14 protein-coding genes are annotated in these 14,698 nt (G+C 73.7%); 8 read left to right on the top strand and 6 right to left on the bottom strand.

Annotation, left to right across the window (positions count from 1 at the left end; all coding sequences use genetic code 11):
- Positions 1 to 135 precede the first annotated feature (135 nt).
- Positions 136 to 1,425: an MFS transporter gene (locus IE265_RS13170; RefSeq protein WP_229916160.1), complete on the bottom strand. Its 1,290-nt coding sequence runs from the start codon at positions 1,423 to 1,425 to the stop codon at positions 136 to 138.
- Positions 1,426 to 1,835: 410 nt separating this feature from the next.
- Between IE265_RS13170 and IE265_RS13165 the strand changes: the two genes are divergently transcribed.
- Positions 1,836 to 3,617 (top strand): PP2C family protein-serine/threonine phosphatase, encoded by a 1,782-nt coding sequence (locus IE265_RS13165; protein ID WP_229916159.1) that lies wholly within the window; start codon positions 1,836 to 1,838, stop codon positions 3,615 to 3,617.
- Positions 3,618 to 3,622: 5 nt separating this feature from the next.
- Positions 3,623 to 4,090, top strand: coding sequence for a response regulator (locus IE265_RS13160; RefSeq protein WP_190035655.1), 468 nt, complete (start codon positions 3,623 to 3,625; stop codon positions 4,088 to 4,090).
- Here the strand turns inward: IE265_RS13160 and IE265_RS13155 are convergent.
- A complete protein-coding gene (locus IE265_RS13155; RefSeq protein WP_190035654.1) occupies positions 4,042 to 6,465 on the bottom strand; it encodes an ATP-binding protein in 2,424 nt (807 codons plus the stop codon). The two genes, IE265_RS13160 and IE265_RS13155, sit on opposite strands and share 49 nt — an antisense overlap.
- A 100-nt stretch (positions 6,466 to 6,565) precedes the next feature.
- Here IE265_RS13155 and IE265_RS13150 point away from each other — a divergent pair, with 100 nt between their 5' ends.
- Positions 6,566 to 7,105, top strand: a complete 540-nt coding sequence (locus IE265_RS13150; protein WP_190035653.1) for a helix-hairpin-helix domain-containing protein — start codon at positions 6,566 to 6,568, stop codon at positions 7,103 to 7,105.
- Between the two features lie 9 nt (positions 7,106 to 7,114).
- On the opposite strand, the gene IE265_RS13145 is transcribed toward IE265_RS13150, so the two are convergent.
- The 3 genes from IE265_RS13145 to IE265_RS13135 all read right to left on the bottom strand — a co-directional run bounded on the left by IE265_RS13145 (position 7,115) and on the right by IE265_RS13135 (position 9,703).
- Entirely contained in the window at positions 7,115 to 7,882 is a 768-nt protein-coding gene (locus tag IE265_RS13145; RefSeq protein ID WP_229916158.1) for a LamG domain-containing protein, read from the bottom strand.
- Between the two features lie 299 nt (positions 7,883 to 8,181).
- On the bottom strand, positions 8,182 to 8,910 hold the full coding sequence (locus IE265_RS13140; protein ID WP_190035652.1) for a class F sortase: 729 nt from the start codon (positions 8,908 to 8,910) through the stop codon (positions 8,182 to 8,184).
- A gap of 139 nt (positions 8,911 to 9,049) precedes the next feature.
- Positions 9,050 to 9,703, bottom strand: coding sequence for a hypothetical protein (locus IE265_RS13135; protein ID WP_190035651.1), 654 nt, complete (start codon positions 9,701 to 9,703; stop codon positions 9,050 to 9,052).
- 362 nt (positions 9,704 to 10,065) lie between these two features.
- Between IE265_RS13135 and IE265_RS13130 the strand changes: the two genes are divergently transcribed.
- The 4 genes from IE265_RS13130 (at position 10,066) to IE265_RS13115 (ending at position 12,514) form a co-directional block, all read left to right on the top strand.
- Positions 10,066 to 10,401 carry a PRC-barrel domain-containing protein gene (locus IE265_RS13130; RefSeq protein ID WP_373302944.1) on the top strand — a complete coding sequence of 112 codons (336 nt, stop codon included), beginning with the start codon at positions 10,066 to 10,068 and terminating at the stop codon, positions 10,399 to 10,401.
- A gap of 77 nt (positions 10,402 to 10,478) precedes the next feature.
- On the top strand, positions 10,479 to 10,823 hold the full coding sequence (locus IE265_RS13125) for a VOC family protein (protein ID WP_190035649.1): 345 nt from the start codon (positions 10,479 to 10,481) through the stop codon (positions 10,821 to 10,823).
- A gap of 188 nt (positions 10,824 to 11,011) precedes the next feature.
- Positions 11,012 to 11,362: a hypothetical protein gene (locus IE265_RS13120; protein WP_190035648.1), complete on the top strand. Its 351-nt coding sequence runs from the start codon at positions 11,012 to 11,014 to the stop codon at positions 11,360 to 11,362.
- 63 nt (positions 11,363 to 11,425) lie between these two features.
- Positions 11,426 to 12,514, top strand: a complete 1,089-nt coding sequence (locus IE265_RS13115; RefSeq protein WP_190035717.1) for a glutamate--cysteine ligase 2 — start codon at positions 11,426 to 11,428, stop codon at positions 12,512 to 12,514.
- 245 nt (positions 12,515 to 12,759) lie between these two features.
- Here IE265_RS13115 and IE265_RS13110 read toward each other — a convergent pair whose 3' ends face one another.
- On the bottom strand, positions 12,760 to 13,326 hold the full coding sequence (locus tag IE265_RS13110; RefSeq protein WP_190035647.1) for a snapalysin family zinc-dependent metalloprotease: 567 nt from the start codon (positions 13,324 to 13,326) through the stop codon (positions 12,760 to 12,762).
- Between the two features lie 277 nt (positions 13,327 to 13,603).
- On the opposite strand from IE265_RS13110, the gene mgrA reads away from it, so the two are divergent.
- A complete protein-coding gene (mgrA, locus tag IE265_RS13105) occupies positions 13,604 to 14,644 on the top strand; it encodes an L-glyceraldehyde 3-phosphate reductase (protein WP_190035646.1) in 1,041 nt (346 codons plus the stop codon).
- The last annotated feature ends 54 nt before the right edge of the window (positions 14,645 to 14,698 follow it).

Here is a 14,698-nt window from a genome sequence, read left to right as displayed (position 1 = left end):
CCGTCCGCGCCGTCCGGTACACCTGTTCCCACCCGGGGAAGCCGACCGGCCGCCCGTCCCCGTCGAGGGCCGACCCGTCACCCCGTCGTCCCCTCGCGGGGGCCGGTCGCCGGGCCGGGACCGCCCCGGCGACGGTCACGGACGTCGGCCGTCGGCCGTCGGCGGCGGACCGGCTTCCGGAACCGCCCCCGGGCCGGCGGGCGGTGGCGCGTGACGGCTCGCCGGACGGCCCGGCGGCCGGACGGCTCCCGAGCACGGCACGGTGGCCAGGACCGCCGCCAGGACGACGAGGATCGCGTCGCGCAGGCCCACCTCCTCCGCGAGGAACCCGAGCACCGGGGGCCCTGCCAGGAAGGCCGCGTATCCGGCGGAGGCCACCGCAGTGGCGCGCCTGGCCGCGTGGACGGGGTCGTCGCCCGCGGCGGACAGCACGACGGGAAAGCCCAGCGAGGCGCCGAGACCCCACAGCAGGGTGCCCGCCACCCCCCACACCAGGTCCGGCGCGACGGCGACCAGCCCGATGCCGGCGGCGGCCGTGAGAGCCCCGGCGCGTATCACCGGGGCCCTGCCGAAGCGGTCGATCGCCGCCCCGCCGGACAGCCGGCCGACCGCCATGGAGAGCCCGAACAGGGCGTAGACCACCGACCCGAGCGCGGCGCTGCGCCCGAAGCCGTCCACGACGATGAGCGGCAGCCAGTCGTTCGCGGAGCCCTCCGCGAGTGCCATGCCGAGGATGATGACGCCCAGCCCGAGCAGTCGGCCGTCCAGCCAGGCACGGCCGCCCCCGTCCGTGCCGGCCACGCCCGGCGCGGGCTCGTCGGCCGGGGCCGGCACGGTCAGGGGCGGCAGCCGGGCGACCAGCCACCGCGAGCCGGTGGCGGCGAGCAGCGCGACGGCGGCGAGGTGCGCGAAGACGGGGACTCCGGCACTGTTCGCGCCGAGTCCCGCCAGGCCGCCGGCGAAGACACCGAGGCTGTACCAGCCGTGCAGACCCGGTACGACACTGCGCCCCACGGCGATCTCCAGCTCGACCCCGCCCACGTTCAGGCCGATCTCGCCGGAACCCATTCCGTAGCCGAAGCAGGCGAGGCCCGCGGCCACGAGGACGCCCTCTCCGACGACCACGCCCAAGGCGGCCACGAGCAGCCCGAGCACGATGGCCGCCATCCCCAGGACCACCACGAACCGGGCACCGCGCCGGACCACGAACCGGCCGCCCGCCGCGATGCCGACGACGGAACCTACGGACAGCCCGGCGATCACGAGTCCCATCTCACCGGTCGAGGCGCCGATGGCGTCACGGATCGCGGGAGTGCGCGACACCCAGGTCGCCATGCCGAGTCCGGTGGCGAAGAACGCCACGACCAGGGCCCGGCGCCAGTCGGCGAGGTCCCGCGCCCGCTCTCTCCCGGGCCCCTTCCGCACGACGCCGGCCGCCCGCTCCCCGCGTGAACGTCCGTACCGGCGGCGGCTGTTCAGACCCGCCCCCGCGGCGCGGTGCCGCGTCGGCCCGAGAACCGCCGCGTACCCGAAGGCCGGGGGGAGGGGACCGTCGCGCGGGCACCCCGCGCGCCGCACGCCCCGCCGTCCCGTGCGCTGCCACCAGCCATGTCCGTACGGTACGGCAGGCCGGCGTGGGCGCGCAGGCCCGTGCGGACGGCCGGCCGGGCACCCGCCGGGTGCGGGCAGGACAGTCGCGCGGCTTCACCGAAATACTTCAGTCGCTTGACTGTTGCCGTACCGTACAGCCGGACGTGATGAGATGGGCCGTCCCTGGGGCAAGGGACGGCAGGATGCCCGGTGCCGGGGCTGAGGGGCTGAGGGGGTGGGGACGGGTGGAGCGGGACGACGGGCCGAAGGCCGCGCGGGACCACTCCTGGGCGGCACGGCTGCACCGGCTGTGGATGGTGACGGGCGGGGTCACGGACGTCACCGCCATGGCCGACCACGTCTACGCCCTGCTGCTCGCCGAGCCCGAGGTACTGGCCGTGGTCGGGACCCGCTGGACCGGCGGTGAGCTGCGGTACACGCGACGCCTGACGAGTGGGACCAGACCAGTCACCGAGGTGGCCGAGGACGGCACGAAGTCCGCGGGGGCCGCCCGCCGCCCGGACTCCTCGGACCCGGCGGCACACGGCCCGGCCGTCGTCGACCGCCTCCTCCCCGACGGCGAGGGCGACTTCGCCCCGGAGCACCGCCTGCTGTCGGACGCGGGCGCCGCCGCCGCACTGGAGTGCAGGTTCGTGCTCGGCGAGAACGACTGGGCGACCCTGTCGGTCGGCCTGGCGGTGCCGGTCGGCCCGGACGACCCGCTGCGGCAGCGGCTCACCCAGGTGTGCGACGTCCTGGTGGCCATCAACCGCCGGATCGTCGACGTCAGGGCCCATGAACGCCGCCAGGTCGAGGAGGCCTTCCTCGCCGAGGCCTCGTTCCTGATGGACGAGAGCCTGGACATCGAGGAGACCCTCAGCCGCGTGGCACGCCTGGCGGTGCCCGCCGTGGCCGAGGGCTGTGTGGTGCACCTCTTCCAGCCCGACGGCCGGCTCGTTCCCGTCGCCCGCGCCCATGTTGCGGCCACGGCGCAGGACTGGCTCTCCGAGGTCACCCGCCGGGACACGTGGACCGGGGACACCCTCCGCCGCGTCATGCGGGGCCGCACCGGAGTCGTGCTGCGCGAGGCGGAGCTGGCGGGGGGCCCGTTCGGCGCGGCGACGGACGGACCGGGACGGCTCGTCCGTGCCGTCAGCGTGAGCCCCCTGCGGGCGCGGGCCAGGGCCCTCGGCACCCTCACCTTCCTCTTCCAGCGCACCGACGAGGACATCAGCGGTCTGCGCATGCTGGACGACCTGGCACGCCGGGCCGCGCTGGCCATCGACACCAGCACGTCGTACGAGCTGCGCCGCCGGCACGTCGCGCAGTTGCAGCGCCATCTCCTGCCGCCGGCGCTGCCCTCGCCCCGGGGGCTGGAGCTGAGCGCCGCGTACGCGGTCGCCGACGCCTCGCTGGACGTGGGCGGCGACTTCTACGACGCCGTCCAACGCGGCGACGAGGTCGCCCTGTTCATCGGCGACGTCTGCGGACGCGGTGCCGAGGCCGCCGCGATGACGGGACTCGCCCGGCACACCCTGAGAACGCTCCTGGAGGACGGCGCCGCGCCCGGCCGGGCCCTGGAACGCCTCAACCAGGCGCTGCTGCGGGAGAAGGTGTCCCGCTTCGTCACCGCGCTCGTGACCCTGCTCGTACCGGACGGCGACGGCTACCTGCTGCACACCGCCTGTGCGGGACACCCCCCGCCGATGGTCCTGCGGGCCGACGGCGACGTGGCCGAGGTGCACGTCTCGGGCGTGCTGATGGGCGTCCTCGACGGCCACCGGTACCGGACGGCCACGGTACGGCTCAACCCCGGGGATACGGTGGTCATGTTCACCGACGGCCTCACCGAGGCGCGCGACGCCGGGGGCGTGATGTTCGAGACGCGGCTCGTGGACGCGGTCCGCCGGTGCGGCGCGGCGCGCGGAGCCGTCGCGGAGCACCTGGTGGGCATGGCCGCGGACTTCAGGGCGTCCGGGGACGACGACACGGCCGTACTGGTGGCCAGAGTGACGGAAAGGTCTTGAGGTCCATGCTCGAAGGCGCGCGGCGGATCGACCCCGGCAGCGTTCTCGTCGTCGAGGACTCCCAGGAGGACGCGGAGGCGATCCAGCGGGCGCTGTCGAGCACCCACCCCGCCCTGCGGCTGGAGTTCGTGCACCGCGGCGAGGGCGTCGTCGACGCGCTGCTCGCGTCCGACGTCCTGCCCGGCCTCGTGCTGCTCGACCTGAACATGCCCGGCATGGACGGCCACGGACTCCTCGGAGCCCTGCGGGCCCGTCCCGAGTTCCGGGACGTCACACTCGTCGTCTTCACCTCGTCCACGGCCCCCGCCGAGGTCGACAGGTGCTACGCGGCGGGGGCGGACAGCTACATCTACAAGCCGGTCAACTTCACCCTGTTCCGTACGGTCCTCAAGGGGGCCGTCGACTACTGGCAGCAGTCCAGGGCTCAGGCCGTGCCCGAACCGCCGGAGGGCTCGGACGGCAGCACGAAGTAGAACGCCGTCCCCTCGCCCAGCACGCTGTCCAGCCAGAGCCTGCCCCCGTGGCGTTCCACGATCCTCTTGACGACGGCCAGGCCCACCCCGGTGCCGCCGCCCCGCTCGCCGGGCCCGTGCAGCCGCCGGAACAGGTGGAAGACCTCCTGCTGCTGGTCGGCGGCGATCCCGATGCCGTTGTCCCGGACCACCACCGCGGTCTCGGGCCGTACGGCTCCGGGAGGCACGACCTCCTCCAGCCCGATCTCGACCGTCCGCCGGTCGTGGTCCCCGGCGTACTTGGCCGCGTTGACCAGGAGGTTCACCAGGATCTCGTACAGCCGGTCGGCGTCGGCGCGCAGCGTGCCCGGGCGGCCGCGCACCACGGTCACCCGCGCCTGCTCCAGACGGGGTCCCACGACGTCGAGGGCCCCGTCGACCACCTCGGCGAGGGAGACCTCGCGCACCTGGAGTCCCGCCCTGCCCAGCCTGGCGTAGTCGAGCAGTGAGTTGAGCAGTTCGTCCATGCGACCCGCCAGGCGCTGCATGGTCCGCAGTCTGCGCAGGGTCGTCTCGTCCAGCTCCGAGGCCGCGTCCTCCATCACGAAGGTCGCCGAGTTGGAGATCCCCCGCAGGGGTTCCTTGAGGTCGTGGGCGGCGATGTGGGCGAAGGAGTCCAGATCGAGGTTCGTCATCCTCAGTTCGTCGTTCAGGACGGCCAGCGTGTCGGCGTGCCGCAGGACGAGGCCCGTCAGTATCCGCCACAGCTCCAGCGCCGCCGCCTCGTCGTGCGGGGACCAGGGCAGGCTGCGGCCCCGCATCACCGAGCGGAACACGGCGCTCGACCCGCGGGGGGTGAGCCGTTCGCCGCGCGGCCCGACCCGTACCGGCTCGGACGGGTCCGCGGCCCAGTGCTGGGGCACGGGCCGTTCCTGCCGTGTCCAGGCGAGGAACTCCCCCGAGGCGCCGAGCGGGATCATCAGAACCCCGGCGGGCCCTGCCTCCGGACCGCCGTCGCCCGTCCCCGGACCGCTGTCGCCCGTCCCCGGACCGCCGACGCCCGTCCCCGGACCGCCGTCCTCAGTACCCCGAGCCTCCTCCGGCAGACGGTCCGTCGACCAGAGCGAGCCCGGTGTCAGCACGGCGGCCCGGCGCCGCAGCACCGCGACGAGTTCCTCGGGCACCTCGATGCCCGAGGCGGTGACCCGGCCGCCGCGCGAGAGCACGAACCCGTCCGCGTCGAGCAGAGCGCGTACGGCGTCGCCGTGCCGGGCCACGGCCTCTTCGAGTCTGCCGTCCAGCAGGGCGGCCACCACCGCGGTCCGCTCGTTGGCCTTCAGTAGCGCCTGCGCACGCTCCTTCTCCTCGATGGCCGCCAGTTGGAGCGAGAAGGCCGCCCCGAACAGCTCGCACGCCGAGCGCACTTCGGGCGACAGCCGCACCGGGCCCGCCCCGTGACAGGCGATCAGTCCCCACAGGTCCTCGTCGCGCAGGACCGAGACCGACATGGACGAGGCGACCGAGATGTTGCGCAGGTACTCGAGATGGAAGCCCGACACCGTGCGCAGGGCGGCCTGGGAAAGGTCGAGGGGGCGGCCGGTCGCCGGCCTGACCGGCGGATGGAGGCGCACGCTCTCGTCGTCGACGTCGGTGATGACCCGGATCCAGTTCTCCCGGTACAGCCGGCGGGCCTGGGGCGGGATGTCCGTCGCGGGGAACCACAGACCGAGCCAGGACTCCAGGCTCGCGTCGACGTCCTCGGCGACCACTTCCCCGGGCCCCTCGGGTCCGTCGAACCGGTAGGCGACCACACGGTCGAACCCGGTCAGGGCACGCATCTCACGCACGGCGCGGGCGCAGCACTCGGCCACCGTCGTCGCCGACCGCAGCCGGGCCAGGGCCGCCCGCACGCCCCGGTAGAAGCCGGAGAAACGGAAGGCGTCGCCCTCCTCGCGCGGCTCGAACTCCAGGACCAGCAGGTCTCCGACACGGTGGACCGAGAGGTCGAACGGCCGCCGGTCGCCCTCGGTGCCCGCCCGCACGGGCAGGAAGGCGGCGGTGTCCTGGAACGCGGCCGTCGCCTCCAGCGCCTCGGCGTAGTCCGTCTCCTCGAGGATCCGGGTGACCGGGCCGCCGAGCAGGTCCTCGCACGCGACCCCGATCACCGCGCCGGTGTTGCGCGCAGCCGTGTCGACGACGCCGCTCCCGGCGTCCACCGCCACGAGGGTTCCGTACGACTGGATCCCGCCCAGCAGGTGAATGGGCTCCGTGACGCACTCCGACAGGTCGAACCCGCCCGGCACGGCGGCCTCCGCCGACTTCGCCCGGTCCGACAGCCAGCCGTCCACACGCTCCCCGTTCCGCCCACCGGCCCATGCCGCACCGGGCCCGGTCATTGTGTCATCCGGCCCCGGGCGCGCCCGTGCACGGCCGGGAGCCGACGGGCACCGGGCCTGTCCCCCGGCCGACGCCGCGGGCCCGTGCGAGACTCGGTCCGTGACGACACTGGCCCAGGTGCGCAAGGCCGCGCTCGCGCTTCCCGAGGTGACGGAGGGCGCCGCCGCGGGGACTGTCGTGTTCGCCGTGCGCGACCGGCGGTTCGTTTCGGTGACCGACGAGGGACAAGTGCTGCTGCGGTTGCCTGAGGACGCGATCGGGGCCGCTCTGACCGCGCACCCGGGCGGGGAGCGCCTGGTACGCGGGGACAGGCCGGTCGGTGTCCGTGTCCCGCTGGCCGATGTCAACGGCATGGACATGAACTGGCTGGTCCGGGCGGCGTGGTTCGGCACCGCGCCGAAACGGCTCGCCGCCTCGCTGACCGCCGCCGAGGGATCGGCCGACGCCCCGGACGGCGACCTCCCCGCCGGCATCGGACGGCCCGCGACCCGCGCGCTGCTGGGCGCGGACGTGCGGTCCCTGGAGGAGGTGGCCCGGCACACGGAGGCCGAACTCCTCGCGCTCCACGGGGTGGGTCCGAAGGCCGTACGGGTCCTGGCCGAGGCCCTGGAGCGGAAGGGCCTGGCCTTCAGGACGTGACCAGGGCGGCTACGCGTGCCCGTCCGGGGTGCGCTGCGCGACGACGACGGGACCGGGGCGGCGCACCACCAGGCTCTCCACCTCGTACGACATCTCCGTCGCGTCCTCGTCCGGCGCCGGGTGGTAACGACCGGCGCACACGGACAGGTTGACGATGAGGTGGGCGTACCAGCGCCGCCCGACCCCGCGCCGGTCCGCGAACACCTTCACGCCGTTGACCCACCAGGAAACCGAGCGGACGCCCAGCACCACGCGCAGGTCGACCCGGGCCCCCGGACTCACCGCTTCGTCGCGGTGGTAGCGCTGGCCGCCGCGGACGTGGTTGGTGAACTCCAGGAGGTCCGGGTTGTCGGGGTGGTACTCGAAGACGTCGATCTCCTGACCGCCGTCCCGCCAGGTCCAGATGGCGGGCCAGGCGCCCGTCTCGGTGGGCAGCCGCACCCGCGCGTCCAGCACGTCCCCCGGGCGCAGCGTGAAGCCCTCCTCGCTGCCCTCGGTCGTCAGCAGGCCGGTGTCCCAGTTGCCGTCGCGTCTGCGGGTGGCCCGGAACGTTCCGGTACGGGAGTAGGCCGGGTCCGCCACCAGGTGGTCGAGCTTGTTGTCGTCGGGGTTGACCGGTCCGCCGTCGGGATAGGCCCACGACCGGCCCGCGACCCATTGCCGGGCCGACGAGAAGTCGGCCGTGAAGACCACGTCGGGTGCGGGTTCCGTCGTCGGTGCGGGATCGTCGGCCGCCGTCCGGTTCGCCGGGCGGCCGTCCTGTGTCGGGTTCTGCATGCCGTGGTCCTGTCCGGTGCGGGCGCGGCCATGCACCCGCGGCGGCAGACCGCCCCAGGAACAACCCGTCCGGGTGAGTCCGCGGCCGGATCGCGCCTGCCGGAGCGGCACCGGCCTCCTGGGCGGCGCCGTGCCCGCAGTCGGCGCGGCACCGGCCGCGAGGGGCCTCGGCGGCCCCGGCGCCACGGGCCGCCGGGCCTGCGCGCGGTCCGCCGGCCGTGCGGCAGGGGCGGACGCGCGCGGGAGACGGGCGCGGACGCGCGGACGTGCCGCGGGCGCGCCCCGGCCGAGGTCGCGTGTCACAGGAGGTGGGCGAAGACCACCAGGTTCTCCGTGTAGTCCTTCGCGCTGTGGTCGTAGTCCCCGGCGCAGGTGATCAGCCGGACCTCGGCACGTGAGGTGTCGGCGTAGACGCGTCGGTCGGGGAACTCGTCCTTCTCGAACGTCTCGACGGCGTCGACCACGAACGACGCGGTCCGTCCGTCCGCCCGCTCCACGGCGAAGGTGTCGCCCTTCTCGAGCTCGGACAGTCCGGCGAACACGGCCGGGGCGGTCGCCGTGTCGACGTGTCCGGCGATGAGCGCGGTGCCCGCCTCTCCGGGAGAGATGCCGGCGGCGTGCCAGCCGACCAGGTTCACATCGTCGGCGGGCGGGGCGTCGAGCTGCCCGGAGGCACCGATGCCCAGGTCGGTGAAGGGGGCGTCGACCGCGATCTTGGCGATCCGCAGCCGGGTCGGCTTCGCTCTCGGCAGGACCTTCCCCGTGACCGGGGCGGCACTGCGCGAAGGTGCGGGCGGAACGGCCCGGGCGGGCGGCACGGACGGCGCGGACGAGGCGGGGGGCGCGAGTGCGGCCGAGGCGCGCGGCGCGCCGTCCGTTCCGGACGACTTCTCGTGGCTGTTGACGGCACTCACCACGACAAGGACGAGAACGCCGATGGCCCACATCATCGACCGCAAGCCCGAACGGGATGCGCGCCGCTGGGGCACCAACTCGGTCTCCCCCGAAGAGGGCGACGGGGTTGCCATCTGAAAGAACACCTCACAGGTACGCGGCGACAGGACCGGCACGACGGAATGGCGGCGTCGGCCGGCGGGGTTCGGCGTCGGCCGGGCCGCCGCGGCGGGTACACGCGGCGGCCCCGGCTGCTATGCCGTCAGGCATGGCTCAGGACGCGGCTTCGGCGGAGTTCCTGCGCCGCAGTGCGTAGACGCCCGCGGCGGCGACGCCCAGCACGGCCAGTCCGCCCGCGGTGACACCCGGGTCGGCGAGCCCGCCGCCACCGGTGTGCACGCCGCCGCTGGGCTTCTGGTGGTGCCCGCCGCCACTCCAGTCGTTCTTCTCGTGGCCGCCGTCACGCTTGTACGTCTCCGGGTCGAACTTCTTCTTCTCGCCGGCGCTCCAGTCGTCCTCGGTCACCGCGGTGAGCGCGCCACCGCCGGTGTGCACGCCGCCCCACGGCTTCTCGTGCTTGCCGTTCCCGTGGTGCTCCTTGCCCGACCACTCACCCTTCTCCTTGCCGTACGACTCCTCCTCCTTGCCGGACCACTCGCCCTTCTCCCTGCCGTACGAGTCGTCACCCACCGCGGTGAGCGCGCCACCGCCGGTGTGCACGCCGCCCCACGGCTTCTCGTGCTTGCCGTTCTCGTGGTGCTTGCCGTTCTCGTGGTGCTCCTTGCCGGACCACTCACCCTTCTCCTTGCTGTAGGAGGAGTCTTCCTGGTCCCAGTCCGCCGACGTCGCGGCGTACGCGCCGGGGGCGCCGACGGCCAGGGCGGCCGAGGCCGCCGCGGTGGCGAGAAGCATGCGAGCAGAACGCATCGTGTGAGTCCTTCCGCCGAGTCGGGCTGCTGACACGGTGTCAGCGAACGAAGTCCCTGCCTCGACATGAACCACCGTCAGTCGGCACTCCGGGACGCACCACTTGAGACGGGCAACCGGGTCAACGCCCGTCGCCCGGAGGTCCCCCGAATGCCTTTCGCCCCGATCGCCCGACCGGGTCCCGGGTCGGCGTGTCGCGACGGGCCCGGGCCCCCGCGGGCCCGTGACCGGCGCGGGAAGGGTGTGAACGGCCCGGTCCCGGGAACCCGGCGCGGCATGCAACCGAGGGGCTCAACGGGCCCCGCCCGGCTCGGATTCGGACCGCGGGTCCGACGACAGGAAAGGCGATCGTGACAGAGAACATGTGGAGCTACGGTCCGACAGCCGGACACACGCCGGACAGTGACCTGAGCGGATACCGGGTGGAGGCGACCGACGGCCGGATCGGCAAGGTCCACAAGCACTCCGCCGAGGTCGGGCCCCAGTACCTCGTCGTCGACACCGGGGTGTGGATCCTCGGCAGGAAGGTCCTGCTGCCGGCCGGGACGGTGACGGGCATGGACCACGAGGACCGGACCATCCGGGTCGACCGCACCAAGGAACAGATCAAGGCCGCTCCCGAGTTCGACGAGGAAAGGCACCTGGGCGACCCGCGCTACCGGGACCAGCTCGGCGGCCACTACGGATCCGGCCACTGAGCCGCGGTCCGGCCCGGCGGACGGCGGTGCCGGGCTCCTTTACGCCGCGTACAGGCCGGCGTACCTAGCATGGCCTCATGGCTGTCGACCTCTACGCAGGCATCCCCGTGAGCGACTACGTCCGGGCCCTGGACTGGTACCAGCGCCTCTTCGGCTCCCCGCCGGCCTTCGCCGCCGGTGGGACCGAGGCGGTGTGGGAACTCGGGGAGCACCGGTCCATGGCGGTCGAGCTGCGCCCCGACCACGCCGGCCACGCCGTGCACACCGTCGTCGTGGACGACCTCGACACCCTGGTGGCACGGATCGCCGCGCGCAGGCTGGAGCCCACCACGCGCGAGACGTGCCCGAACGGCGTGCTCAAGGCCACGTACCACGATCCGGACGGGAACGAGATCGGCTTCGGCACCCCCTTCCGCCCATGAGGACCGCGCGTGGTCCGAGGCATGGGGCGGGTGCTGTGCGTGCGGCCCCTCACCGGGGGCCCGTACGCCTGTGCACGCACCGGGTGACGCGTGCCTTGCGGGTCGCGGCGGCCAGGTGTCTGCGGGCGGTTCCAGGGAATCCAGAAGGCGGAAGATCGACCGTTCCCCTTCGACATCGAGGACGTGACGTGGGCTTCGACCACGGACCAGACACCGGCTTCGCCGACGACGACGCGGGAGGTCCTGCCGGACCCACCCCCGAGGAGCACGCCGCCTGGGCGGACGTCCGGCGGAGGGCCACCGGCATGACGCACCACGAGGCGAAGGCCGCCCGCGAGGAGGCCCGCGCCGCCGCGAGGTCCCGCTCACTCACCGGCCCCGACGCAGTCCGCGCCCGCGCCGAGGCGGAGGAGTGGGAACGGGTGACGGAGTCGATGGCCGACCATGCCGGGCCCTACGACCCGCGCTGTGACCCCTTCGTCCAGGGTGAGGAGGCCGCGAGGGCGGACCATGGGGGTCGTTCGTCGAGAAACAGGTAACCGGTGCTCCCCGAGCACCCCGCCGTCGCCGACGGCGACGCCCCCGAGGAAAGGCCGCGTCTCGTGCGTACCGTCGGAGTGGAGGAGGAACTCCTCCTGGTCGATCCGCGGACAGGGGAACCGCAGGCCCTGTCCTCGGCCGTGATGGCGCGCGCGGCCCGAGCGGACGTGGCCGAGGAGACCTTCGAGAAGGAGTTCCACGACCAGCAGCTGGAGTTCGCCACGCACCCCCGGGCGGACATGGAGGAACTCGGCGCGGAGATCGTCCGCTGCCGCAAGGTGGCGGCGCGGCTCGCGGCGGACACCGGGGCCACCGTCGCGGCGCTGGCCACCTCCCCCCTTCCGGTGACCCCGACGGTCGGCATGGGGTCCAGGTACCGCTGGATGGCCGACGAGTTCGGCCTGCCGGCCCAGGAGCAGCTCGCCTGCGGGTGCCACATCCATGTCTCGGTCGAATCCGACGACGAGGGTGCCGCGGTGCTCGACCGGATCGGCCCCTGGCTCTCCGTGCTGTCGGCCCTCAGCGGCAACTCCCCGTTCTGGCAGGGCGCGGACAGTCTCTACAGCAGCTACCGGAGCCGGGTGTGGCTGCGCTGGCCGATGGCCGGGCCGACCGGGCTGTTCGGTTCGGCCGCCGAGTACCACCGGCGCGTGGCCGACATGGTCGCCACGGGCGTGGTGCGGGACGAGGGGATGGTCTACTACGACGCCCGGATCTCCGCGAAGTTCCCCACGGTCGAGATCCGCGTCGCGGACGTCTGCCTGGACGCGGCCGCCGCGACGCTGATCGCCACCCTCGCCAGGGGCCTCGTGGAGACGGCGGCGCGGGAGTGGCGTGCGGGCACCGAACCGCTCGGGCACAGCGTGGACCTGCTGCGACTGGCCGCGTGGCGCGCGGCCCGGTCCGGCCTCGACGAGCGGCTGCTGCATCCCGTGTCCATGAGGCCCGAGCCGGCCGATGACGTGGTGCGGGCGCTGCTGGAGCATGTGGGCGAGGCGCTGGACTCCTGCGGCGACGCCGAGCGCGCGAGGACCGGTGTCGCCGAGCTGCTGCTCCACGGCAACGGCGCCCGGGTGCAGCGCCGCCTGCTCGACGAGACCGGGAGCCTGGGCGCGGTCGTCACGGAGTGCGCGCGGCGCACCCAGGCCTGAACACCCGCTCGTCCTGGAGGCCGGACGGGGCGTGGCACCGAGGGGTACGGCCCTGCGGGTCCGGGCGGGGTCGCCCGGCTGCCGGGGGTGGTGCCTCCGGGGGTGGTGCCGGGGTGGGGCCCGCGTTGCCGCGACTCACGCCGGCGCACGACTCGTGCCGGCACGCGACCGGGCACCCGAACACCGTCGACGCCAGTGTGCGCGCCGGAGGCGGACGGGTGCCCTCCGTGCCGTTCCCCGCCCGGTCAGTCCACGATCACGACGTCACGGGGCACGTTCGGGACCAGGCGGGCGAGCCCGCCGCCGAAGTCCGCCTCGACCTCGGCCTTCTCGGCCGCGTTCGGGTACGGGTTCGTGCACGCGGTACCCGCGCTGGACCCGGACATCAGGCTGGAGCAGGGGCCTGGCTTGCGGTCCGGCAGGCCCAGGATGTGGCCGAGCTCGTGGGACGAGATGCGGACCGTGTTGTAGCCCTGGTCCACCGCCTGGCGTCCGATGTAGACGGTTCCGTTGCCGAGCGTCGTGGGCAGGGCACGGGGCCAGCCGTTGTCGGCCAGGACACGGATGTTGGCGCGCTGCCCTGCCGCGACGGGCCGCAGCTCGACGGCGTCGACGCTCTCGTTCCAGATCGCCGCGCCCCGGTCGACCGCGGACTTGAACTCCGCGGCGCCGCTCGCGTCGTAGGTGACGACACGGGCGGCCAGGGTGCGGTCCGCGTCCGCCGACGGGGCGGCCGCGGCCTGGCCGCCGAGCAGGGGGAAGGTCACCGCCAGAACGGCGGCGACACCGGTCGTGATGGTACGGACGTGCATGGTCGACCTCCTTGTGGGGGAAGGTAGTCGTGCGCATGACATTCGCAGGCTCCCTGCCCACCACGGCCGACGGCCAATCCGTCATTCCGGCCGGGCCCGCGTGCCGTGCCCGCGGACATCACCCGGGAGGACCACGCCCCGCCGATTCAGAGACGACACCGCTGAATTCCATGGCGGGCAACTGTTGGACTTCGGGATCGGGCGGAGGCACTGTGGGCAGGCGGATCCCCACGATCCCCCTGGGACACCCTCGTACCGCACCACCGGAGACGACCCGATGAACCACGTCATGAATCCCGAGCGCTACAACGGCACCATGCGCTACCGGCGCACCGGACGTTCCGGCCTCGACCTGCCCGCCCTGTCCCTGGGCTACTGGCACAACTTCGGGGACGACCGGTCCTTCGAGACGCAGCGCGAGATTGCCCTGCGCGCGTTCGACCTCGGCATCACGCACCACGACCTCGCGAACAACTACGGCCCGCCGTACGGCTCCGCGGAGACAAACTTCGGGCGCCTGATGAAGCAGGACCTGGCGCCCTACCGCGACGAGCTGGTGGTCTCCACCAAGGCGGGCTGGGACATGTGGCCCGGGCCCTACGGGCAGGGCGGCGGCTCGCGCAAGTACATGCTCGCGTCCCTCGACCAGTCGCTCGGCCGCATGGGCCTGGACTACGTCGACATCTTCTACTCCCACCGGCTCGACGCGGACACTCCGCTGGAGGAGACGATGGGGGCCCTCGACACCGCGGTACGCCAGGGCAAGGCCCTGTATGTCGGCATCTCCTCGTACGACGCCGAGCGGAGCCGCGAGGCGGCGGCCATCCTCCGGGACCTCGGCACTCCCCTGCTCATCCACCAGCCGTCGTACAGCATGCTCAACCGCTGGATCGAGACCGAGGGCCTGCTGGACGCCGCCGAGGAGGAGGGCTTCGGTGTCATCGGCTTCACCGCGCTGGCCCAGGGCATGCTGACCGGGCGCTACCTCGACGGTGTGCCGCAGGACTCGCGTGCGGCGCGGGGCACCTCCCTCGACGCCTCGTGGCTCTCGGAGGACATGGTCCGCCGGCTGCGCGCCCTCAACGACATCGCGGGCCGACGCGGCCAGACCCTCGCCCAGATGGCTCTCGCCTGGGCGCTGCGCGACGAACGCGTCACCTCGCTCGTCATCGGCGCCTCGCGCACGGAGCAGTTGGAGCAGAACGTCGCCGCTCTGGAGAACCTCGACTTCAGCGCCGAGGAACTGGCCGAGATCGACAAGTACGCCACCGACGGCGGCGTCGACCTGTGGCGCGACGCGCGGCTCGGCAACCTCTGAGCACCGGACCGGGCGCCTGACGGCGGTCCGCGCCCGAGCGCGGCGGGGCCCGGC

Source organism: Streptomyces fructofermentans, assembly GCF_014651055.1.
Taxonomy (GTDB): domain Bacteria; phylum Actinomycetota; class Actinomycetes; order Streptomycetales; family Streptomycetaceae; genus Streptomyces; species Streptomyces fructofermentans.
The sequence above is the reverse complement of the archived record's forward strand: the minus strand, read 5'-3'. Positions and strand labels throughout refer to the sequence as shown.

Coding starts and splice junctions, on each gene's coding strand:
- IE265_RS13160 (WP_190035655.1), top strand. CDS start 3,623: ATGCTCGAAGGCGCGCGGCGGATCGACCCCGGCAGCGTTCTCGTCGTC.
- IE265_RS13155 (WP_190035654.1), bottom strand. CDS start 6,465: ATGACCGGGCCCGGTGCGGCATGGGCCGGTGGGCGGAACGGGGAGCGT.
- IE265_RS13145 (WP_229916158.1), bottom strand. CDS start 7,882: ATGCAGAACCCGACACAGGACGGCCGCCCGGCGAACCGGACGGCGGCC.
- IE265_RS13140 (WP_190035652.1), bottom strand. CDS start 8,910: ATGGCAACCCCGTCGCCCTCTTCGGGGGAGACCGAGTTGGTGCCCCAG.
- IE265_RS13135 (WP_190035651.1), bottom strand. CDS start 9,703: ATGCGTTCTGCTCGCATGCTTCTCGCCACCGCGGCGGCCTCGGCCGCC.
- IE265_RS13130 (WP_373302944.1), top strand. CDS start 10,066: ATGTGGAGCTACGGTCCGACAGCCGGACACACGCCGGACAGTGACCTG.
- IE265_RS13125 (WP_190035649.1), top strand. CDS start 10,479: ATGGCTGTCGACCTCTACGCAGGCATCCCCGTGAGCGACTACGTCCGG.
- IE265_RS13110 (WP_190035647.1), bottom strand. CDS start 13,326: ATGCACGTCCGTACCATCACGACCGGTGTCGCCGCCGTTCTGGCGGTG.
- mgrA (WP_190035646.1), top strand. CDS start 13,604: ATGAACCACGTCATGAATCCCGAGCGCTACAACGGCACCATGCGCTAC.